Genomic DNA, 23,217 nt, shown 5'->3' with positions numbered 1-23,217 from the left:
AATCGGCGGCAAATTGGCCGGCCCGCTGTATGGCAGGGATTCCTAGTATCGATTCCGAACCGGTCTAGACTAGGCCGGCTAACCCACCACTCCATCGACTGAAAAGAAAATGAAGTCAAGCAGTCCGTACGTTCTGATGCCGTCTTGGATTCTGGCCATCGCGATCGCCACGATGTCGGCCGCTCACTTATCCGCGGGGTCCCCCAATTTCCTGGTCATCATTGCTGACGACATGGGCTTCTCGGACGCGGGCTGCTATGGCGGCGAAATTGCCACACCGAACCTGGACGGCCTGGCCGCCGGTGGCTTGAAATTCACACAGTTCTACAACACCGCTCGTTGCTGGCCGACACGTTCATCGCTGCTGACCGGGTACTACCCGCAACAGATCCGCAGGGACGCGATGCCCGGTGCTCCCCGAGGCTTTGGCGGCGGCGGCAAACGCCCCGAGTGGGCTCAAACGATTGCCGAATATCTGCATCCGGCGGGTTACCGCAGCTATCACTCGGGGAAATGGCATGTCGATGGCAAACCGACGGCCAACGGATTCGACCTTTCCAATGAAGCGACTCGCAGCCCGGGATTCTTTGATTCGATCAAGCGACAGGATCGTGATCCGGATTTCTATCGCACGATTGCGACGGCGGACCACGCGATTGAATGCTTGCAGCAGCACGAGACGGAATTTTCCGACCGTCCGTTCTTTCAATACGTCGCCTTCCATGCGCCCCATTTCCCGCTGCATGCGTTGCCCGAAGATATCGATCGTTATCGAGATCGCTATATCCAAGGCTGGGATGCACTACGGAAAGAACGACACGATCGCCAACGAAACTTGGGCATCACGAATGCGGAACTATCTGCGGTGGAACCGAACGTGGGGCCACCCTACGCGTTCCCCGATCAGATTGCGTTGCTGGGTCCCGGGGAGATCAATCGTCCGTTGCCATGGGACCAACTGACCGCCCAGCAGCAACGGTTTCAAGCCACCAAGATGGCCATCCATGCCGCGATGATTGATCGGATGGACCGAGAAATCGGTCGTATCCTCGGGCAATTGCGTTCGATGAAAGCGATGCAGGACACGTTGATCTTGTTCCTGTCCGACAATGGTGCAAGCGCCGAAATGATGGTGCGTGGCGAAGGCCATGATCCGTCGGCCGCGCCCGGGTCCGCTGCCACGTACTTGTGCTTGGGGCCAGGGTTTTCCAGCGCCGCCAATACTCCTTTTCGCCGACACAAGACCTGGGTTCATGAAGGCGGCATCTCCACTCCTTTTATCGCCCATTGGCCCAACGGCATTGCTGCGAAAAACGAGCTTCGTTCCACGATCGCGCACGTCATTGACATTGCACCAACGATCTTGGATTTGGCGGGTGTTGAACTTCCCGACAACGACGCACCACCGATCAGCGGCAAGAGTCTGAAGTCCGCATTGCAGAGCGACGACACGACGCTGCATGAAGATGTCTGGTTCTATCACGAAGGCAATCGCGCCTTGCGACAAGGGGATTGGAAGATCATTCACTCCAATGCTTCGCGAGAGTTTCCGTGGGGACAATCCAAGGAGGCTGCTAACGAGACGGACAAGGCGAACTGGTCCCTGTACGATCTTGCCAATGACCGCGCCGAACAAAACGACCTCGCCTCTGCGCATCCCGAAAAAGTAAAAGCCATGCAGGATCGCTGGATCGAATTGCGAGACCAATTCCTGCTTGATGCAACGCGCAGCCAGGACAAAAACCCCTAGTGACACGTGCGTCTGCGACCGATTTTGCGTACCGAACGACTATCCCTTGAAGGCACCCGTCATGAAATTTGGGTTTCTGTTGCAGATCCTTGCAATCGGTATCGGCAGCGCCGTGGTGTCGGCGGCAGCGCCTGACAACGCCACACCGCCGAACATCGTCTTGATCCTTGCCGATGACCTGGGTTATGGCGACCTGGGTTGTTACGGCAATGATCCCAAGGCCAGTCCGGTACTGGATCGATTGGCACGGCAAGGCGTTCGTTGGACGCAGGCCTACGCCAACGGACCGGAATGTTCGCCCACACGCGTCGCACTGCTGACGGGCCGATATCAACAACGCGTCGGTGGGATGGAGTGCGCCATCGGGGTCGGCAATGTTGGCCGCTACGACGATGCCGTGCGATTGCAGATGGTGTCCCAATTGGGATTGCCGGCGGATCAACCGACGTTGGCCAACCGGCTGTCCACACGCGGCTATGACACGGCCCTATTTGGCAAGTGGCACCTGGGATATGAATCGCAGTTTTCGCCGCAGATGCACGGATTTGACGAAGCGTTGTACTGCATTGGCGGTTTGATGGACTATTACCACTACATCGATTCGGCCGCGGATTACAACCTATTTCACAACGGCCAGCCCGTCGAACGCCAGGGCTACTTTACCGACATGATCACCGACCAAGCGGTGCAGTATGTTCGTCAACGAAGCGAGGCCGAACGACCATTCTTTTTGTATCTGCCGTACACGGCGCCTCACACGCCGTATCAACCGCCGGGCCTCGCACCGCAGGATCCATTGCCACCGGATTCTCCACTGTGGAACCAGGGCGATGATCCACCAGGCGTCTATCGGTCGATGGTTCGACAGATGGATACAGGCATCGGGCGTGTGTTGGACGCGCTGGACGAATCCGGGCTGACCAATCGCACCCTGGTGATCTTTGCCAGTGATAACGGGGGAACCGCCGCCAGCCGCAATGCCCCGCTGCGCGGTTCCAAAGGGCAAGCATTCGAAGGCGGCATTCGGGTTCCGCTGATCGCGCGGTGGCCCGGGCATCTGCCGGCCAAGACGGTCAGCGATCAGGTCACGATCACGTTTGATTTGACGGCATCGATCCTGGCCGCAGCGGGTCCCACGCAAATGGATTCCGACAAGCTGGATGGAATCGACGTCTTCGCTCTGGCTGCATCGAAACAACCGCCGCTGGCGCGCACTTTGTATTGGCGAAAGCCGCGTGATCCGTTGGTATGGAGCGGTGTTCGCGACGGGGATTGGAAATACGTTCGTCAACACAAATCATCCGCAGGCGGGAAGACGTCGACGCGAGAATGGATCTTTGACCTCGGTGACGATCTCTCCGAGAAGCATGACTTGAGCCAACAACGGCCCGACAAACTGGAACGGATGCGAGACCAATTCGCGGCATGGGAACAGACCGTTCGCAAGAACCGCCGAGGCCGTCCGGGATGGACTCCGCACGACAAACCCTAGCCCGAAAAGGTGTCAGGACTCTTTTCCGCCCCGCCGCCGCAAAAAGGACCTGCCCTGTTTGCTGTTAGGCCGAGGGCGAAGCTGGCTGGAGGACCAGTTCGACCGGGCAGTGGTCGGAACCGTGAATGTCATCTCGAATCGCCGCCGCCTTGACTCGCGGCATGAGCTTGTCAGCGACCCAGAAGTAATCCAAACGCCACCCGATGTTCCGGGCGCGAGCGTTCATGCGGTAGGTCCACCAACTGTACTTTTCAGGGCTAGGATCGAAATGCCGAAACGAATCCACAAAACCAGCCTCGACCACTCGATTCAATCCAGCCCGCTCTTGGTCTGAAAAACCCGCGTTCTTGCGATTCGCTTTGGGGTTGGCCAAGTCGATTTCTTGGTGAGCACAATTCACATCGCCACAGAAGATGACCGGGCGGCGCCGATTCAGTTTTTTCACGTACTCTAAGAAATCGTGATCCCACTGCATCCGATAGTCCAACCGGGCCAATCCCCGTTGGGCGTTGGGGGTGTAGACATTCACCAGATGGAAATCGTCAAAGGTTGCCGTGATCACTCGTCCTTCGCTGTCGTGATCGTCGATCCCGATCCCCAGAACTTCTTTCTTGGGCTTTACCTTGCTCCAGATCGACGTACCGCTGTAGCCCCGTTTTTGCGCTGAATTCCAAATCTGGTAATAGCCCAAATCGTCGGCCCACTGCAGTTCCACTTGTTCTTGCTGTGCCTTGACTTCCTGCAGACACAGGATGTCGGGATGATCGGTTTCGACATACTGCCGCAACCCTTTGTCCATCGCCGCGCGGATGCCATTGACGTTCCAGGAAACCAACTTCATGTCGTAAATCAAATTCAGTGGAAAAAATCGTATCGGTGAAAGGACGCTTGGAAACGGCGACTGGTGGAACCGGGCCAAGCGATTTCAAGAGACCATGGTGTACCGTATATCGCCATCTTGGGCGAGTGTTCAGACCACGATCGATCGTTCACAATTGGGGCATGAGCAACACCATCAAGATTGACGCCAGCCTTGCCGACGACGCACTTCGCCTACAAATTGAAGCGTCGTGCAAACAGATGGAACAGAACTTCAGCGACGGCTTCTATTCCAAGATCACCGTGTTTCGCCATTGGTCCAAGCACAACCCCGAATTGTCGGGCAAGATCGCCAGACCCAGCGCCTACCGTTGGTACCTGCGCCGCGAACTATTCAAATTGGCTCGCCGCGGGGCCGAGATCACGATCGAGTGCTCACGTCGCCGGATCGACCTCAGTTCGCCCAAGCTGTTGGAATTGCTGGACGAAACCGACTTCGATTTGACTCGCAAGAAAGTCTTCTTGTTCGGTCCCGAACGGTCTGAACTTTCCATCGCTCGGTTGGAACACTACACCGGGACACGGGCCGAAGATTTTCAGCGGTACGTCCTGCTGACCAACTACAACATGCACATGGAAGCCTTCGCGGCAAGATTTCCCGACTGCGTGCGTCCGTTTCGCGACGACGTCCAGATGCCGACCTACCATCACAAGGACACTCGAAACCGCGGCATCAGCATCGTCAATATCGGCGTGGGACCGTCCAATGCCAAGAACTTTACCGACCATTTGGCCGTGCTGCGTCCCGACGCCATGCTGATGGTGGGTCACTGTGCGGGCGTGCGAAATCACCAGGACATCGGCGACTTCGTGCTGGCGTCCGGATACATGCGAGGGGACCACATCCTAGACGTGGCCCTGCCGCCATCGGTGCCCATCAGCCCCAGTTTTCAACTGAACCGTGCATTGGCGGCCGTGTTGGATGAATCGGGCCAGCGATATCGCATCGGTGCGGTCTACACCACGGCAGATCGCAATTGGGAACTGACGCTGAAACGGACGATGGATGATCTGCGGGCGAGTCGTTCGATCGCGGTCGACATGGAATCGGCCACCGTCGCAGCCAACGGTTTTCGCTATCGAATTCCCAGTGCAACGCTGCTGTGTGTTTCCGACAAACCGCTGCACGGGCAACCGAAACTGCCCGGCGCGGCAAAAGCGTTCTATGACGACAGCAAACGGAAACACATCGACATCGCGGTCACGGCGATCGAATCGATCAAGAAGCGTTTCCCGGACGGGCTTCCCAACAGCGACATCCGCGGGCCGGGCGAAGCCTTGTTGGGCGGGCCAAGTGACAGCTCCGGAAACTAAGCGGCGCAGCCCCCACGACGACGGGAGCGTTTGGCAGACTTGTGTACCGGTGCAGGGCAGGGGAGGGCGGGGCAATCATCGGCGTGGGGATGCTATTGGCTTTCGGCGGCTTCCTGCGCCGACGCTTTTTCGCTGCTGGCACGAAACAGTTTGGCGATCACGTCTTCGAGCGGCAGGTCTTCGACGGCAACATCTTCGATCGGATTGTCTCGAAGCACATCGGCCAAGACGCGTGGCACGTCGGCGCGGGCGACCCGGACTTTTGCCTTGGGCCAAGTTTCGTCCAGGACTTCGCCGATCCCCGACAGATCCGGCCGATGCCCCTCGGCGAACTGCAGCGTCAAGATTTTGAACCCACTGAACTGGTCGATGATCCCTGACAGCGATCCGTCGTACTCGATCCGCCCACCGGCAATGATCACGACGCGTTTGCACAGCGCGGCGATGTCTTTCATGTAGTGGCTGGTCAACAGAATCGTGATTTTGCGTTTTTCCTGGTAGTACTTCAGGAAATTCTGAATGTTGTGTTGGGCGATCACATCCAGACCGATCGTCGGTTCGTCCAGGAACAGCACTTCGGGACTATGCAACATCGCGGCGATCAGTTCCATCTTCATCCGTTCGCCCAACGACAATTCACGCACCGGTTGGCGAAGCAGTCGTCGCACGTCCAACAGATCCGTCAATTCGTCGAGCGTCGTTTTGAACTGGTCGTCCGGCACGCCATAGATCTGTTGATGCAGGCGGTAGGATTCGTTGGCTGGAAGGTCCCACCACAATTGATTCTTTTGGCCCATCACCAATGCAAAACGGCGGCGGTATTCATTTTTGCGTTGCCAGGGGACATACCCCATCACCGATGCGGTTCCGCTGGTCGGGTTGATCACGCCCGACAACAGTTTCAGCGTCGTCGTCTTGCCGGCTCCGTTGGGCCCCAGGAACGCGACGAATTCACCTTGCTGGACATCCAAGTCGATGCCTTTGACCGCTTCGACCTCTTTGTATTCCCGTTTAAAGAGACCACGGACGCTGCCGCCCAAACCTTCCTTTTTTTTGAAGACGCGGTAAGCCTTCGTCAAATTGCGGACTTCGATCAATGACATGCGAATGGCGAGTGCGTGAGGGGTGCTGGTTCTTGGATGACGGAAGCGGCATCATTGTAGACGTCATGCCCCATGCCCATAGGCCCAGAGAATCTTGATGACTGCAACGCCCCCCCCATTTCGAGTTGGCCTTGGCTACGATTCGCACCGACTGGGCAACGGCGGTCCGCTTCGGATCGGCGGAATCGACGTGCCCGCCGAAATTCATTCGATCGGCCACAGCGATGCCGATGTGCTGCTGCATGCGATCACCGACAGCCTGCTGGGGGCCATCGCCGAAGAGGACATCGGGCGACTGTTCCCCGACCACGCCCCCGAGAACAAGGGCCGCGATAGCATGGATTTCCTTCACGAAGCGATCCGCCGAGTCCATCATCGCGGGATGGAAATCGTCAATCTGGACTGCATCATCTTGGCCGAACGCCCCAAGATGGCGCCGCACATCGACGCGATGCGGACGCGAATTGCCGAGGCGTTGGACATCGAAATCGGCCAGATCAGCATCAAAGCCAAGACCGGGGAAGGGATCGGTGAAATCGGCACCGCAGCCGCGATCGCCGCCCGCGTGATCGTGATGCTGAATCGTCGTGCTTGAACCACGCCGCTGATCGTGGCCGCCGAAAACGCCCCCCAAAGCGAGGATTGGGGGGGGCTGCGGCAGCGCTTCGGATCTCAATCCGCCAATCCACCGCCGCGAAAAAAAACGGTCTCTGCCGATCGGGGCAAGTTCCCTATAATCCGCGGTTTGACCCATCCGCTATGTTGAACTGACCTGCGCCCCCGCCGGCGATATCTGACCATGAGCACCGCACCTGCTGCCCAAACGACCATGCCCGAAAGCCAGACCAAGCCGGAAATTCGCGTCTACAACACGCTGTCCAAGACCAAAGAACCGTTCATCCCGCTGCGGGCGCCCAAAGTTGGCATCTATTTGTGCGGACCGACGGTTTACGCCGAATCCCACATCGGCCACATGGTCGGCCCGGTCATTTTCGACACCGTCAAACGCTACCTGCGTTACAGCGGTTTCGACGTCACCCTGGTCGTCAACATCACCGACGTGGACGACAAGCTGATCAATAAAAGCGTCGAACGCGGTATCCCGATGAGCCAAATTGCGGTCGAAATGACTGCGGACTACTTGGCCAATTTGAAAGAACTGGGCGTCAATCAGATCGATTATCTGCCGCGTGCCACCGATCACATGCCGCAGATCGTCAGCTTCATCCAGACCCTGGAAGAAAAAGGCCACGCCTACGCCGTCGATGGCGACGTGTTCTTTGACGTGATGAAGGACCCCAATTACGGCCAGTTGTCGAACCGATCGGTCGACGCCCAACAAGGCGAAGGCGGCGGTGCGGCGGCCAAAAAACGATCGCCCGGCGATTTCGCCCTCTGGAAGAGTGCCAAAGGCGACGAAATTGCTTGGGACAGCCCGTGGGGCAAAGGACGCCCCGGTTGGCACATCGAATGCTCGGCTATGAGCCACGAGATTCTGGGCGACACGTTCGACATCCATGGCGGCGGACTGGATTTGATGTTCCCGCACCATGAAAACGAACGCGCCCAAAGCAGTTGCTGCCACGGGGCACCGATGGTGAAGTACTGGATGCACAACGGCCTGATGCGGGCCGGCGAGAAAGGCAAAGTTGGCGGCAAGAGCGATCGCGAAGCCACCGCGGAAACGTCCGCCGAAGAAGCCGCTGCTGGAAAGATCAGCCGCAGCAAAGGTGCCGGCGGACTGTCCACGTTGATCCGCCACCACACGGGCGAACGGATTCGGTTCTTTTTGCTGCGAACCCACTACCGTTCGACCATCGTGTACGGGGAAGAAGGCCTGGAAGAAGCCGGCACGTCCCTGGAAGCGTTCTATCGTCTGTTTGACCGATTTGACGAAATCACATCGTCGATCCCAGGCGTTTCGTTTTACGAATTGCAACCGGCCACCAGCCGCGTGGCTGGCGAATTCGATCCCGCCGGCGACGAATTGCTGACCGAAATCCATGGCATCCGCCAACGTTTTTTGGCCGCGATGGACGACGACTTCAACACCGGACTGGCGATCAGCGCTCTGTTTGATTCGATCCGAGTTCTGAACCGTCACATCGACGCCCACCAACTGACCGCTGCGTCCGATCCCGCCCAAGCGGCCACCACATCGCTGGTCAAGGCAGCCACGGTGATCCGCGAATTGGCCGGCACCTTGGGCCTGTTCGCCAAGCCTCCGATCGCAGCCGGCGGCGGCAACGAAGCCGACGCACAATTGCTTGATGACGTGATGCACCTGCTGATCGATCTTCGCAAAGAGGCTCGCGAGCGCAAGGATTATGCGACCGGTGACGCCATTCGAAATCGATTGACCGAGCTGGGCGTCGCATTGTTGGACAAGAAAGAAGGCACCAGTTGGGAACGGACTTCGTGAGTTCCCAGGCCTCGACCCCGGACGCTGGCAACCCGGACGCTGGCAACCCGGACGCTGGCAAACCGGACGCTGGGAAACCTCCGGCCGAAACGCCGCGCCGCATCCTGGGGATCGACCCTGGCCTGAACACGACCGGCTACGGTGTCATCGAATTCGATGGCCTGAAACCCCGCCTGATCGAAGCCGGCATCGTGCGTAGCAAAGCCAAATCCAGCATCGAATCCCGACTGGACGAGATCTATTCGGGGGTGCTGGAAGTCATCCAATTGCATCGCCCGACCAGCATGGCATTGGAACAATTGTTCTCGCACTATGAACGTCCTCGCACCGCCATTTTGATGGGACATGCCCGCGGCGTCATCTGCTTGGCTGCCGCCAAGTGTGGAATCCAGGTGGCTCACTTTGAGCCCACGCGAGTCAAGAAAGTGATGACGGGCAACGGACGGGCATCGAAAGGACAAATGCAGTTGGCCGTCAAAGCCCACCTGCATTTGACCACCATTCCCGAACCAGCCGACGTTGCTGACGCCTTGGCGATCGCAATCTGTGGCCACCACTTGGGACAAGGTTCCATGATGGAAAAACTGACCGGCGCTTAGCGGCGCCGGTCAACGGTTTGTCGATTTCGTTAGCAGCTTAGGCACTCGCCTAGGTTTCGTCAGCCAAGAACCGGGGCTGGCGGCTAACATTCAAATTTGAAACTGGATTCAATCAACAGGCCGTCACCCAACTGCCAACACCGTGAAGCTGTGGACGCGATTTTCCATAGGAACACGGTGCCTCCCAAGGAAAACTAAACTTGATCATTGCAATCTCAGGCAAACTCGCTCGCGTTGGCGAAACCTCTGTCGCAATCGAAGCGGCTCCATTCGAATACGAGGTGCTGGTCGCCGACTACACCCGACGGCAATTGCAGGGCAAGATCGGACAAGAAGTCCGTTTCCACACGCTGGATTACATCGAAGGCGGCCTGCAGGGCGGCCGCATGACTCCTCGACTGATCGGATTCCTGACCGAACCCGAACGGCAATTCTTTGATCTGTTCTGCAGCGTTGACGGAGTCGGCGTCAAGAAAGCACTTCGAGCCATGGTCCGGCCGGTGAAAGAACTGGCCACCGTGATCGAACAGCAGGACACCAAACAGCTATCGGCGCTGCCCGGCGTGGGCCCGGCCACCAGCGAACGGATCATTGCCAAGCTGCGACGCAAGATGCCACGCTTCGCATTGATGGTCGATCGCGACGCGGCGGGCGAGGCAATCGAAGGCGGATCACAGATTACCGCAGAAACTTTCGATGCCCTGATCTCATTGGGTCACAGCGAAACCGACGCTCGCAAATTGATCGACGAAACGATCGCCAGCGGCAAAAAGTTCAAGGATACCGAGTCGCTGCTGACCGCGATCTACCAAAGATCTCACTGATCGCACGATCAGGTACCGGTGACAAGGACGGGTTAATCGCTGGATCCCACCCTTTAGAGGCGGTTGTTGCGCGGCTCCGAAGCACTTAGTTTTTCGCCGTCGTTCGAACAACCATCCGCTGCGGACTTGTTTACCGAGTCCGCCTAGTCACCGGAGTTCTGCCGTGAAAAGATTCATGGTCATTGTGGGATTGGGAATCGTCATTTCGCTTGCGTCTGCGCAGGCCGGTTGGGCAGAGATGCCCCAGCGTGCGTCGACCACGGTCGCACGCTATCCAACCCAGCAGAGTGAAATCCGCCCCACGATCAGTTGGCATACGTCGCTGGAATCGGGTTGGGCCGAATCGCGTCGTCGAAATGTACCGATGGTGATCTACATCACCACGGACCCCTGCAAGTATTGCAATGCGATGAAGAACGACACGTGGCGTGATCGTTCGGTCCAGCAGGATTTAGCGGGCGACTTTGTCGCGATCGAGTTGTCGCCCGAACAGAATTCGTCGACCCTGCACCGCATCAAAATCGATGCCTATCCAACGACATTGATCGGGGTTCCGGAAGGCAAAATCATTGCCTCCCGCCAGGGATACCAACCAGCCGCGGCGATGAAAAGCTTGCTACGCGAAGCCAAGCATCTGATCATCAACCGCCGATAGAAATCGCTTGGTTGGTTTAATAGGCCTTGGCAAAAATCGCTTGCTTGGCCGCTGGCTTGCCGGTCAGGAAACAGGTTCCCGGTTCGTCATTGTCTTCCCGCGGCACGCAGCGGATCGTGACCTTCAGTTCTTTTAGCAGCGGTTCGACTTCGTCTTCACTGGCGAAGTGACAGTAGGCGAATCCACCGTCGATCGCGTCTTCGTCATCGGATTCAAAGAAGGCACGAAAGTCTGCTTCGTTGGTGATCACACGTGAATTGTCTTCACGCAATTTCAGGGCCGCATCGAATAACGATTGTTGCATCTGGGCCAAGATATCGCCGATCGACGAAACCAATTCGGTCCGATCCATCCCGGCCGACTTGGGTTGGTCGCGACGTGCAAAGAAGACGGCGCCCTTCTCCATATCTTTTGGGCCAACTTCCAATCGAATCGGCACACCGCGTTTGACGTGGTGCCATTTCTTTTCGCCACCGCGGATATCACGATCGTCAATCTCGACTCGGATCGGGGCACCGGCGTAGGTTTGGGCCATCAATTCAGTCTTCAGTGATTCGACGTACTGCAAGATGTCGGCGCGTTGTTCATCGTCCCGATAGATTGGCAGGATGACCACTTGAGCCGGCGCCAAACGCGGTGGCAGGACCAACCCGTCATCGTCGCTGTGGGTCATGATCAAGGCACCGATCAGACGAGTCGATACGCCCCAAGATGTCGTCCACGCAAATTCACGTTCGCCGCTTTCCGACTGGAAGACGATTTCCTGTGCCTTGGCGAAGTTCTGGCCTAGGAAGTGACTGGTACCGGCCTGCAGTGCCTTGCGATCTTGCATCATCGCTTCGATCGAAAGCGTGTCGACGGCGCCGGGGAACCGTTCGTGAGCCGTTTTGGATCCGACCACGACGGGCATGGCCATCCAGTTTTCGGCAAAGTCTTGATAGACATCGACCATCCGCTCGGTCTCTTCGATGGCTTCCTGGGCGGTGGCGTGAACGGTGTGCCCCTCTTGCCATAGAAATTCTGCGGTCCGCAGGAACATCCGAGTCCGCATTTCCCAGCGGACGACATTAGCCCACTGGTTGATCAGGATGGGCAGATCCCGGTAGCTCTGGACCCATTTGGCGTACGTCGCACCGATGATGGTTTCGCTGGTTGGCCGCACGATCAGCGGTTCGTCCAATTTCCCGGCCGGACGCAATCCGCCATTGGGGTCCGCTTCCAAGCGGTGGTGAGTGACGACGGCACACTCTTTGGCGAATCCTTCGACGTGCTCGGCCTCCTTCTCCAGAAAGCTCATCGGGATAAACAGCGGGAAATACGCGTTCTGGTGCCCGGTGGCCTTGAACATGTCATCCAGCGCCCGCTGCATGTTCTCCCACAATCGATACCCCCAAGGCTTGATCACCATGCACCCACGAACTGGCGAGTTTTCAGCCAAATCCGAAGCCTTGATCACCTGCTGGTACCACTCGGGGTAGTCGTCGGCGCGAGTGGGTTGGATCGCGGTCTTAGGTGCTTTTGCCATCACGGAAACTTCGGGAACATCGGGAATCGGAAAACTCGTTGATCCCTGAATTTCGCTTCCCCAAGCCTATCTGAACAGCCCATTAAAAGTGACGAGGCAAAGCGGCCATCCGTGACGGGCTTGGGGGCCATCCACTGGACCGGCATGCCCCCCGTGTGGACGCCCGTTTGGATACCTGGGTGGAGCGACCAGAGACGACCTGGGTCGGGCCGCCAGATACGCCGTCGTTACCGCCCCCGATGCCCCATCCCAGCGGTTATCCTAGGCGTGTGGGAACGACTCGATCCCACATCCGCTGCCCAGACACGGTGGGCCTGCCGAACCAACCCTCCGACGACCTGCAGAGCACGGATTCCCCACCAAAACGACGGTTTCAGCCGACAAAGCGGACCGCCCACCCCACAACCTTCCCCCTTTCGATGGCCTGCTGAAACTGGCAATCGATCGTCGCGGGGAATCCGTTGATTCGCAACGAGACTGCCCATGATCCTGTGTCGTATTCATTGCCAGTTGGCGATCGCCACCGTGCTAAGCGTTCCCGTGCTAAGCGTTCCCGTTTTGTGCGTTCTCGTTTTGTGCGTTCTTCTGGGCACAACCAATGCCGCGGATCTTCAGGTCGCTTCTTTGGTGGTGGATGAACCGGCCACCGCCGCGGAGGTTTACGGCGAAGGCGTGCGTCCGACCGATTGGCGATCTCCCGAAGACGAGCGACTCGGTTTCCATCTGCCACCAGGCTTCGAAATCAGGCTATTTGCCGCCGAACCCGACATTGCCAAACCCCTGAACATGGCGATCGATGACCGCGGCCGGATGTGGGTCACGCAAAGCGTCGATTACCCCTACCCAGCAGCGGCGGGTACCGAACCGTCGGACGCGATCATGATCCTGGAAGATTCCGACGGGGACGGACGGGCCGATCAATTCACGAAGTTTGCTGACAAGTTGAGTATCCCGATCGGAATCTTGCCCTATGGCAACGGTTGCCTGTGTTTCAGCATCCCGAACCTGTGGTATTTGCAAGACACCGATGGCGATGGGGTTTGCGATCGTCGCGACGTCGTCCTTGGCCCCTTTGACACCACTCGCGATACGCATGGGCTGGTCAATTCGCTGCGTGACGGTGGCGATGGCTGGATCTATGCCTGCCATGGATTCAACAATCAAAGCAGTGTCGCCGGGACCGATGGAAACACCGTCGCCCTGCATTCGGGCAATACGTTCCGATTCCGCCCCGACGGCAGCCGTGTAGAACTTTACACCCAAGGCCAGGTCAATCCGTTTGGCATGACCCGGGACCATTGGGGCTATCTGTATTCGGCCGATTGCCACAGCAAGCCGGTGTCCCAGTTGATCCGCGGAGCCTGCTATCCCAGCTTTGGTCGCCCCGACAACGGATTGGGGTTCCTGCCCCCGATGATCGACCATTTGCACGGCAGCACGGCGATTTCCGGCCTGGTGTATGTCGCCCCGAATTCCCCCATCGAACCGCTACGCAAACAGTTCATCAGCGGCAACGTGATGACATCGCGACTGAATCGCAACGCGCTGTCGTTCCAGGGTGCAACCGCGCGCGGAATCGAGCAACCGGATTTCATGACCAGCGACGACCCGTGGTTTCGACCAGTGGATTTACAGATGGGGCCCGATGGTCACATCTATGTCGCCGACTTTTACAACAAGATCATCGGTCACTACGAAGTCCCGTTGGAACACCCGGGACGCGACCGCAGCAGCGGACGCATTTGGCAGATTCGATACACGGGTGGTTCGCAAAGCAGTGCGGCAACCGACCATGCCACCAACAACAGCGTCACGCTGCCCAACCATTCGGGTGCCACCGATGCGGCGAATGTGGCCATGTCCGCCGAACAGATTCTTGCCGACATCGGCGATTCGTCACCGCTGGTACGCGTGGCGGCTTGGCATCAGGCGTGCGAAACGGACGCCCCTACGAAATTTATATCTTTGCTGCCGACCGCGCTGCGTGATCGCAACGCGCACGTGAAACGGGCTGCGGCGGAGTTTGCTGGTTTGCATGGCGGCTTCGGCAACGTCGAACCGTTGACTGGATTGTTAGCCGAGGTCCCCGACACCGATCCCGTTCTGCAGTACAGCATTCGTATCGCCCTGCGTTCCTTGATGATGCGAGAGCCCATCGATTCGCCGGTATGGGCCGGTGAAATCGATCCCGCCTGGTTGCCGATCCTGTTGACGATCCCTAACGAAACGTCGGCTCAGATCCTGCTTCGATACTTGGATGAACATCCCGATGATGCGGATGCCGAACGATACTTGATGCACGCAGCCACGTATTCGGGTCGGGATTCTTTGCCATCGTGTGTCGCCATCGCACGTCGAATGACCGATGGAACGTCCCGACAAAGGTGGCGGCTACTGGATCTGATCTGCAAGGCGGATGGCGCCCGTCCCGGACACGTTTCCCCCGCGATCCACGACTGGGCGATCGAACTGTTGATGGACCAAGTTCGCCGGATGAACGACGCCGCCCCAATGGTGCAGTGGTCGACCAGGGACGATGGATCCACAAGCGACGGAGCCGCTTGGTCTTTCGAAGATCGAACCAGCGACGACCAACAAACACGGCGACTGCGCAGCAGTTTGTCACGGTCCGAGCAGTACACCGGCGATATGTCCAGCGATTACTTTGTGGCGTCCGATTCAATCTCGTTTTGGCTGGCCGGGCATAACAGCCATCCCGAAAACGACGACCATCAAAAGAACCGCGTCCAATTGGTCACCGCGGAAAATGGCGAAGTGATTCGCGAAGCGTTTCCACCGCGCAGCGACATCGCCAAGTGGATCCAGTGGGACACCACTGACATCCAGGGGACCCATGTTCGACTAAGGGTCATCGACGGCGATTCGGGTTCCGCCTATGCATGGATAGCGTTTGATCCGGCGACGCCAAAATCACTGTCCTTTGCCAATCAAGATTCATCCGTCGCCACCGTCGTGGAATGGATGAAGCGGCTGGGGATGACAGAACTAATCCCGCCGCTGCAGCAGCGGATGGATCGTGGAATCGACGGACCGATCGCCCAAGCATCCATTGCCAGTGCGATTGCCAGCGTCCAGGGTAGACCAGGCGACGCGTTGACCCTTCAGTCCGTCTGCCGCTGGCAACCCGCCCGATCATCGATCCGCGAAGCGATCGCCGCCGTCCGATCGGGGGATACCGATGCCATTGCAAAGGTCACGCAGTCCGTTTGCAAGCGACTGTCGGTCGCACAGCAGATCCAGTTTGCCACCGCATGGGTTTCCAGCGGCGCCGACGTGGAACGATTGGTCGCGATGTCAGAAGCCGGTTGGATCGGCGCAGCCGTGCTGGCCGACCCCGGTGTCAGTCAACCGTTACTGGCCAAAGCCACGCCTGACCAACAGACCAGAATCGCCGCGATCACGGACGGCGTCGACATGGATTCTGCTAGCAGCAAGCTTTTGGCGGAACTGTACGTATCGGTACCGAAGCTCTCTGGCCAATTGGAACCGGGTCAACAAATGTTCCAGAAACACTGTGTCGCCTGTCACCAAATCCAAGGGGTCGGTGCCGTCGTCGGTCCTCAGCTAGACGGCGCCGCCGCGCGAAGCGTCGCCCGATTGCTGGAAGACATCGTGGTGCCCAACCTGAATGTGGACCAGGCGTTTCGAACCACCAGTGTGTTGATCGACGACGGGCGGGTGATCGTCGGTTTGATCCGTTCGGAAACCGACGATTCAGTCACCATCGTCGATGCGACGGGCAAACCAATTTCCATCGATGTCGACGCGATCGAGCAGCGGCGTGATGGCGGGCTGTCTTTGATGCCCAATAACTTTGGCGAAGTGATGTCACCCGAGCAACTCAGTGACCTGATTCACTTCATTCGCCAATCCAAACCCGCCGGCCACTAGTTCCGCGACATGCCAACGTGACGGAATCCATCGCCCCTAGTTCGAACTGGGCGGCGATGTGGTGAGCCTGTAAAAAGCCAAATCACGAATCACACGAATAGGCAACGGCGGCCTTGCCACGGTTCCCACGCTCAACCGGGGGTAAAGATTGCAAATTGCAAAATGGACATTTCAAAATGCAAATTTTCCGCGTGACGACAGGACTGCGGTGTTTTTTTCGATGGTCAATTTGCATTGTTCAATTTGCAATCGGTCCTGTTCGTGCCGTCCCTCTACCCCATGTTGAATGCGAGCAGAACTCGCATTCATCGCGGGGGGGAGAAGGGGCAAGACGGAGTGAGCTGCTGCGGCCTCTTTTGCAGCCTACCTGCACTAGGGCTGGGATAACAACGATTCCACTCGCTGCTGGACCGTTTGGTCGATCCGCTGCATCTGCTTCGAGATGCTGCCTCGCAGTCGGTTCAGCTTTAGTTCCAGTTCGCGGTACTTCAACATTTGGTTCTCGTTTTCCAATTGGAAGTCGGCTCGTACGACCTCAGTCAACTGTTGACGCAGGGCTCCGGAATCCTCATCTGCTAGATGGGCAACTTCCGCAACGATCGCGTTGATTCGTTTCTTCAAGTGCCCCCGCTGCGACTCATTTTTGGCGACTTTGCTCGACAAATCTTCGAGGCTAGGCGTCCTCCTACCTCCCATGCCCATGCCCATGCCCCCACTCATCTCACTCATGCCCATATCCATGCCCATATCCATCCCCATCCCCATATCCATACCGCCCATGCCCGAATCCATGCCCATCGTGTCGCCATACATTCCATCCATCATCGAATCCATCCCCGGCATTTCGGCAAGTGGATCAGCGCCGTTGGCCTGCGAATTCTTCTTGACGGCATATAAATCCAGCCTCACCCTAGATGGCGATTCGTTGTCCCCCGCGGACGCGATCACCGTCGAGATCGAATAGAGCATCCTCGACTCTTTGGCCAACTGAACTTCCGAAAAATACGGTTCTCGCAGCCACGTCCCCGCGACGCGGTCGCTGTCTTGCTCACCATCGACTGGAACAAAGTCGACCTGGTTGATCCCGAACCGCAGCGCCAACAGTTTGGTGTTCTTCTTGAATTCATCCAACGCCGGCCCTTCCAACTTGCTTGGGAAGTATTCCGCCACCAGCGACCGCTGTGCTGACTCAGGAATGGGGCTGGTGACGTCCACGCGGACACTCTCCAGCGTCGGCGCACCCTGCAGAAGCATGCCATTGTCATCTGGCCCGAACGCTCGCACGATTTCCTGAGCGTTGACGAATGGCTGTGACTGAAAGTCGTAGTTATCCCCTAGCAGAACCACGACCTCCATCGGCTGCATCCCACCAAACCCGCCCATGCCGCCACCCATGCCGCCACCCTGGGCGTGTGCGAAACCACCGAGTGAGAACACGCAAAGGAGTGGGCAAGCCAGTTTCAAAAAACGTTTCATCGGGATCATCCTCGAACCAGTGGTGAGAAAAGGGTGACGGAGGGCCATCAAAATCGTGTTGTGGGACTCGCCAGGATTCCTTTCCAAGCAACACTCGGATCAGGAAGTTCTAGCGAATCCCACGACGACAGATCGCGTGCTAGGAATCAAGCTGCGACTGCATTTGATCGATTTCGTTCTGCAACGATTGGATCTGTTGGTCGATCGACGGTTCTGGTTCCATTGGCCTGACCGTTGGCACGGGGACGATTGGTACAGGGACCGTTGGCATGGTGACGAATGATGGTTGGGGTGCGGGAAGCACGTTTCGCGTGGGCATCCGAAACCACATCGACAGCAGCGATATGGCAATCGCCAGCGTGGCGGCCAAGATCACCACGGTGTTTCGATTCATGGGTCGGGGTTTCCTTGGCAGAACGAGGGAATCGGGAAGCCGGTTCAGCGTGGGCTGTTGGACATGCGCCAAACAGGTCTCCAACGTTTCGGCAAGCTCGGCCGCGCTTTGCGGACGATCGGCGGGATCCTTGGAAAGCAAACGCTGAACCAAACGATCCAACCACTGGGGAACATCCGCTGATTGGTCGCGCATTGGTTGGACATCGTCGTCGGTAATCTTCCGCAAGATTCCATAGCTGGTTTCGGCTCGAAACGGGGGCCGGCCGATCGCCATCGCGTGAATCACGCTGCCGAACGAAAACAGGTCGCTACGGGCATCGATGGCTGAACCGCGGGCTTGTTCGGGAGACATGTACTGCGGCGTTCCCGCGATCACCCCCGAACGCGTCACGGTGACATCGTCAGCGGCGCGTGCCAATCCAAAGTCCGTCAACATCGCGCGATCGACACTTCGTTCCAGCAGGATGTTGGCGGGTTTCACATCGCGGTGAACCAACCCCTGGGCATGCGCGGCTGCCAAGCCGTGCGCCACCTGCACAGCGATCCGCAGCGTATCCACAAGCGGCATTGCGCCGTCGGCATCCAACCGCTGCTGCAGCGAATGACAGGCCACAAACGGCATCACCAAGAACGGCAGCGACGACGACTCGCTGACCGACAAGATGGGCATCACGTTGGGATGCACCACGGCAGCCGTGGCCTGAGCCTCTCGCAAGAACCGTTTGCGAGCGACGGCCACGGTCGCTAGATGTGGCGACATCACCTTCACCGCCACAGGCCGGTTCAGTTCCTCTTGGAACCCCTTCAGCACGATTCCCATGCCGCCGTGACCAATCACGGACAATATTTCAAATTCCCCCAAGCGTCCCAGTGCATCAGATCGTGTCGAGGGTTCTAGAAAGGCGACTGCAAAGTCAACGATCGATTCATGTTCCAATCGACGCACTTGGTCGATCGTGCCGCTGGACTTGGCCGCATCGGATTCGCGGCGCAGGACTTCAAAAATTTCCTGGCCGGCATCGTCACCGACGGCCATCGCATCCAATCGAATTCGGCACTGCGGGCACTGCGTAAGGTGGGCTGCGACCGCGTCCTCGGTCGCTTGGTCTGCCTGTTGGCAGATCGACGCGGCCAACATCGCTTCGCTTGGGTGATCCGATTTCATTGCAACACCTCGTCGATCGTTTCGCGGATCCGACGAACGATTCGCGAGCGCGACATGTAGATGCTGCCGGTCGATACTCCGATCGACTCCGCCACTTCGGCAACATCGCGGCCTTCGATCATGGTCGCCCAAAATGCGATCCAACTGGTTTCGGCAAACTCGGCTCGCACCCGCCCCGACGCCCACACGATCAATTCGTGGCGATACTGACTTTCGATGGCGGGATCGATTCGGTCGGGATGCTGGTCCATCCGGGCCAAAGCGTCGCTGCCACCCTGCCCAGAGATTTGCCGTCGTTGGCGAGTCATGAATTTGATCACGACATTGCGGGCAACACGATTGACCCAGCGGCGGAACGAGGCATCGCCGCCATCATCCTTCCATCCGGACACCGAACCGGCGATGGCGACCAACACCTGTTGAACGACATCCCCTTGGTGCGCCGGCGGAACACCCTGACGAGCGACCAGGTGCTTTAGAAAGGGTTCGTACAGTTCGACGAACGACCACCAAGCAGACTGATCCTGTTGGTCCGACAAGCGGACGATCAAACTCGGTCGTGTCTCGGGATTCAACATCCGGCGTGTCCTATCAACCCAAAGAATTACCTTCTAATGGTTGTAGTCCACCCGGGTGACAGAATCTCACGCCGCTGGAAAAAAAGAATCTTAGATTCCGGAGTTCCGTCACAGGAAGCTCGCCTTCCAGCAAGATTCCCACGCACAGATCAACGATCCGGCTATCGTTTCAGGTTCAACAATTCGTCCAACAACTGCTGGCTAGTGGTGATCACCCGGCTATTTCCGCGGTACTGGGTACTGGCCAACACCAATTCGATCAAGTCCTTGCCGATGTCGGTGTTGCTAAGTTCCAAGGCACCACCGATGACGCTGCCGATACCGTTTTCGCCTGGTGCCCCTTGGACCGGCAAACCGGTGTTGACGCCTTTGGCGAACAGGTTCAAACCACGTGCTTCCAAACCGACCGGGTTGGCGAATCGTGCCAACTGGACCTGTCCCAAGTCACGTGTCACGCCGTTGCTAAAGACGCCTCGGATGTTTCCGTCTTCGCCGACAACATAGCTGTTCAGCACGCCCGGTTCGCTACCGTCTTGGCGAGTCGCCGCCAGCGTCGCGTTTTGGGTAGCCAGACCAGAGACCAGATCGAAATCCAGGTTAAACTGCAACGGCGAAAGGCTTGGAATCCCGTTTCGTTCGATGGCGATTCGGTCGTTGGTCGCCGAAATGAAACTGCCATTTCCATCAAATCGCAACAACCCCGTCCCCACGGTCACACTGTTACCAGAAAGGGGCTGATTTTCGGGACTGTCGGCATACCATCGATAGACGGTCTGTTCGTCGGTTCTGGATTCCAATGTCGCCGTCACACGCACATTGATCGGAACGCCTAGCGAATCGTAAACGATAAAGTCACTAGCCGCACTCTGACCGACGGCTTCTTGGATGGTGCCGAAGCCAAGGTTGGGTGTGGCGACGCCACCATCGGTCGTTTTGATCCGAAACGCGGCCAAGTCGATTTCTAACGCGTTCAGTTCGCCAGTGTTGCTGACGAAACGCAGGGTGCCGTCATCGATATATCCGCCCGGCACCAATTCGCCTGATTCACCAGCGATCTGATTCTCTGACTTAACGATTGGATTTTGGGAATCGATCTGCAGTGTCTGAATCCCAGAAGCAGCCTCTACGAAATCGATGAAGTCTTGAATCGTGGATGTGTCAGTCACTTCGAACTCTTTCGTGCCCAGCGCACGTCCACCCTTGCGGCCGCTATAGCTAAGCGTGCCCAGTTCAAACGCATTTTGGTAGGTCAGCCCATCCCGTTTCAGCACACTGGTCAACAACGTGCTGCTGTTGATGGTGGGTCCATCCAAATCAATCAATTGATTCTCGGCGACGGTCAGGTCGGCGATTTCGGCATCCGACCTGCTGTCTGTATAGACGTCACCGGGTGCAACGGTATCGACCAAGTAGAAGTTATTCTGGTCACCCGACAAGTTTCGATAGATATTGATTTCGGTAAAGGCAGGGAAAGTATCGTCCACGCCTGGCACCGGCGGCGTTGGAAAATCGGATAGCGTGATGCGGCCGTTGACGACATTCTGTGGACCGATCAGCACGCTGGGGCGACTCTCGGTTTCGCCGGGACGCGAATAGGTCACCATGTAGGTGTAGTTCCCCGTCAGAGTTCCATCGCTGACGGCATCCGCACTTAGCGCTGTCGAACCGTTGTCGTTGAACGTTCCACCCGCCGTTGCCGATCCCAGTTTGAAAAATTCGGTTCCGTTGGGACCGGTGCGATAGATATTGACGTTGGGGTAATCACCCGATGGATCGTTTGGCAGGTCCCCTAGCGAGATCGCCCCACCGGTGCCGACGGTGGCGCTGATCGGCGAACTGACCGTCGACTCGTTCCCGCTGGAATCCACCAACGCAACGCGATATTGGTAGGTACCGGCGGCTAGGGTTCCGACGCCACTGATGTCAGTGGTGATGCTGGTAGAGTCCGAAAGCGGAGCGGTACCGATCGAGATACCCGATGCATCGGGTTGCGGCACCTGTGCGGTTCCAAGCTTCACCGACTCGATCACCTGCGATACCGTGGCCAGATCTCCTTCGGGAGTCAGGCTGCCTTCGAAGGTCACGTTCTCGGTTGCTTTGGCAACACTTTCGGTTCCCAGTGGAACGGACAGCGGCACCAGCGAGGATGAGTCCAATCGAAATTGTTCGTCAATGCCGTAGCCAAGCAAACGTTGCCCGGTGCTGTTGACCAGTTCTGCATCGCTATTGAGTTTGAAGATCCCGTTTCGCGAATACAGCCGTTCGCCATCGGCGCCTTCGACGATGAAGAATCCATCGCCTTGGATGGCCAAGTCCGAAGGGCTGCTGCTGATTTCGATCGTGCCCTGGTTGTGGTTGGCCGCGATTTCGGCCACCTGAACGCCTAGGCCGTATTGGCGAGGGTTCGTACCGCCGTTGTTGGCGGTGGGTGCAGCGCCCAGAGAGAGCGTTTGCAGAAACTGGGTTGCGAACACAACGTTCGATGACTTGAAGCCAACGGTTTGTGAGTTGGCGAGGTTGTTACCGATCACATCGATCTGAGTTTCTGCCGCTGCAAGGCCTGTAAGCGCGGTCGTCAGTGCTGATGTCAGTCCCATGGACTTCGGTCTCCCCGTGGCGTGTCGAACGATTCATCCGCAGGAGCCCAAATCGGAAACCCGCAAATATTACCCAGTTTGAATTTCCCGGATATTCTTTATGTTCATCGTCTTTCCACCCACGTGAACTTTGATCGAACGTGAATCGTTTTCCGAGTTGGTTTCGACAGTGATGCGATCGACCATTCCGTCGACTGCGGACGAATCGTCGGCAAGCCCCGTGACTTGCTTGCCAATCAGACCGCTAGCGGTCACCAATTCTTGGCTGGACGAGAGCGCACTGAGGGTGCTGGTCAACGCATCGGTCGCACCGATTTCGCGAATCTGGCCAATCTGTTGAACCATTTCGCTGTTTTTCATCGGCTCCAACGGATCCTGGTTCTGCATTTCGCTGATCAGCAGCTGCATGAACGAATCGATATCCAGATCGCCGTAGGGATTTTGTTCGGCGACGGCTCCGACAGATTCTTGCGAAGTGAAGCTGGCTGCGCCGGTTTGCCCGATCTGCGACATGAGATTCTCGGATTGGA

Annotated in this window: 17 protein-coding genes; 9 read left to right on the top strand and 8 right to left on the bottom strand. The window is 57.6% G+C overall.

The genetic code is table 11. From position 1 onward, the window contains the following. Positions 1 to 172 precede the first annotated feature (172 nt). Both K227x_RS05365 and K227x_RS05360 read left to right on the top strand, forming a co-directional pair. Positions 173 to 1,750 (top strand): arylsulfatase, encoded by a 1,578-nt coding sequence (locus K227x_RS05365; protein WP_391540442.1) that lies wholly within the window; start codon positions 173 to 175, stop codon positions 1,748 to 1,750. 61 nt (positions 1,751 to 1,811) lie between these two features. Further along, entirely contained in the window at positions 1,812 to 3,242 is a 1,431-nt protein-coding gene (locus tag K227x_RS05360; RefSeq protein WP_145168575.1) for a sulfatase-like hydrolase/transferase, read from the top strand. Positions 3,243 to 3,306: 64 nt separating this feature from the next. Here the strand turns inward: K227x_RS05360 and K227x_RS05355 are convergent, their stop codons facing one another. Then, on the bottom strand, positions 3,307 to 4,083 hold the full coding sequence (locus K227x_RS05355; RefSeq protein WP_246146555.1) for an exodeoxyribonuclease III: 777 nt from the start codon (positions 4,081 to 4,083) through the stop codon (positions 3,307 to 3,309). Between the two features lie 161 nt (positions 4,084 to 4,244). On the opposite strand from K227x_RS05355, the gene K227x_RS05350 reads away from it, so the two are divergent. After that, a complete protein-coding gene (locus tag K227x_RS05350; protein ID WP_145168573.1) occupies positions 4,245 to 5,435 on the top strand; it encodes a phosphorylase family protein in 1,191 nt (396 codons plus the stop codon). Between the two features lie 92 nt (positions 5,436 to 5,527). Here K227x_RS05350 and K227x_RS05345 read toward each other — a convergent pair whose 3' ends face one another. Continuing rightward, positions 5,528 to 6,538 carry an ABC transporter ATP-binding protein gene (locus K227x_RS05345; RefSeq protein ID WP_145168572.1) on the bottom strand — a complete coding sequence of 337 codons (1,011 nt, stop codon included), beginning with the start codon at positions 6,536 to 6,538 and terminating at the stop codon, positions 5,528 to 5,530. Positions 6,539 to 6,635: 97 nt separating this feature from the next. Between K227x_RS05345 and ispF the strand changes: the two genes are divergently transcribed. The 5 genes from ispF (at position 6,636) to K227x_RS05320 (ending at position 11,038) form a co-directional block, all read left to right on the top strand. Then, positions 6,636 to 7,133 carry a 2-C-methyl-D-erythritol 2,4-cyclodiphosphate synthase gene (ispF, locus tag K227x_RS05340; RefSeq protein WP_145168571.1) on the top strand — a complete coding sequence of 166 codons (498 nt, stop codon included), beginning with the start codon at positions 6,636 to 6,638 and terminating at the stop codon, positions 7,131 to 7,133. 204 nt (positions 7,134 to 7,337) lie between these two features. Beyond that, positions 7,338 to 8,960, top strand: a complete 1,623-nt coding sequence (gene cysS / locus K227x_RS05335; RefSeq protein WP_145168570.1) for a cysteine--tRNA ligase — start codon at positions 7,338 to 7,340, stop codon at positions 8,958 to 8,960. A 104-nt stretch (positions 8,961 to 9,064) separates the two neighbouring features. Continuing rightward, positions 9,065 to 9,559: a crossover junction endodeoxyribonuclease RuvC gene (ruvC, locus tag K227x_RS05330; protein WP_145177302.1), complete on the top strand. Its 495-nt coding sequence runs from the start codon at positions 9,065 to 9,067 to the stop codon at positions 9,557 to 9,559. A 200-nt stretch (positions 9,560 to 9,759) separates the two neighbouring features. Beyond that, the gene (ruvA, locus tag K227x_RS05325; RefSeq protein WP_145168569.1) at positions 9,760 to 10,383 is read left to right on the top strand and encodes a Holliday junction branch migration protein RuvA; all 624 of its coding nucleotides are present in this window, start codon (positions 9,760 to 9,762) and stop codon (positions 10,381 to 10,383) included. Between the two features lie 163 nt (positions 10,384 to 10,546). Continuing rightward, the gene (locus K227x_RS05320; protein ID WP_246146548.1) at positions 10,547 to 11,038 is read left to right on the top strand and encodes a thioredoxin family protein; all 492 of its coding nucleotides are present in this window, start codon (positions 10,547 to 10,549) and stop codon (positions 11,036 to 11,038) included. 16 nt (positions 11,039 to 11,054) lie between these two features. Here K227x_RS05320 and proS read toward each other — a convergent pair whose 3' ends face one another. Beyond that, a complete protein-coding gene (gene proS / locus K227x_RS05315) occupies positions 11,055 to 12,563 on the bottom strand; it encodes a proline--tRNA ligase (protein WP_145168568.1) in 1,509 nt (502 codons plus the stop codon). 483 nt (positions 12,564 to 13,046) lie between these two features. Between proS and K227x_RS05310 the strand changes: the two genes are divergently transcribed. Further along, positions 13,047 to 16,475 carry a PVC-type heme-binding CxxCH protein gene (locus tag K227x_RS05310; RefSeq protein ID WP_145168566.1) on the top strand — a complete coding sequence of 1,143 codons (3,429 nt, stop codon included), beginning with the start codon at positions 13,047 to 13,049 and terminating at the stop codon, positions 16,473 to 16,475. 372 nt (positions 16,476 to 16,847) lie between these two features. Here K227x_RS05310 and K227x_RS05305 read toward each other — a convergent pair whose 3' ends face one another. The 5 genes from K227x_RS05305 to K227x_RS05285 form a co-directional block, all read right to left on the bottom strand. Then, positions 16,848 to 17,951, bottom strand: coding sequence for a hypothetical protein (locus tag K227x_RS05305; RefSeq protein ID WP_145168564.1), 1,104 nt, complete (start codon positions 17,949 to 17,951; stop codon positions 16,848 to 16,850). A 139-nt stretch (positions 17,952 to 18,090) separates the two neighbouring features. Further along, positions 18,091 to 19,512, bottom strand: a complete 1,422-nt coding sequence (locus K227x_RS05300) for a serine/threonine-protein kinase (RefSeq protein ID WP_145168562.1) — start codon at positions 19,510 to 19,512, stop codon at positions 18,091 to 18,093. Beyond that, entirely contained in the window at positions 19,509 to 20,090 is a 582-nt protein-coding gene (locus K227x_RS05295; RefSeq protein ID WP_145168560.1) for a sigma-70 family RNA polymerase sigma factor, read from the bottom strand. Before K227x_RS05295 ends, K227x_RS05300 begins: the two co-directional genes overlap by 4 nt. Positions 20,091 to 20,251: 161 nt before the next feature. Next, positions 20,252 to 22,687: a flagellar hook-basal body complex protein gene (locus tag K227x_RS05290; protein WP_145168558.1), complete on the bottom strand. Its 2,436-nt coding sequence runs from the start codon at positions 22,685 to 22,687 to the stop codon at positions 20,252 to 20,254. Between the two features lie 69 nt (positions 22,688 to 22,756). Then, positions 22,757 to 23,200 (bottom strand): flagellar hook capping FlgD N-terminal domain-containing protein, encoded by a 444-nt coding sequence (locus tag K227x_RS05285; protein ID WP_145168556.1) that lies wholly within the window; start codon positions 23,198 to 23,200, stop codon positions 22,757 to 22,759. Between the last annotated feature and the right edge of the window lie 17 nt (positions 23,201 to 23,217).

Origin of the sequence: Rubripirellula lacrimiformis (genome assembly GCF_007741535.1) — a bacterium.
In the GTDB taxonomy this organism is placed as follows: Bacteria; Planctomycetota; Planctomycetia; order Pirellulales; family Pirellulaceae; genus Rubripirellula; species Rubripirellula lacrimiformis.
The sequence above is the reverse complement of the archived record's forward strand: the minus strand, read 5'-3'. Positions and strand labels throughout refer to the sequence as shown.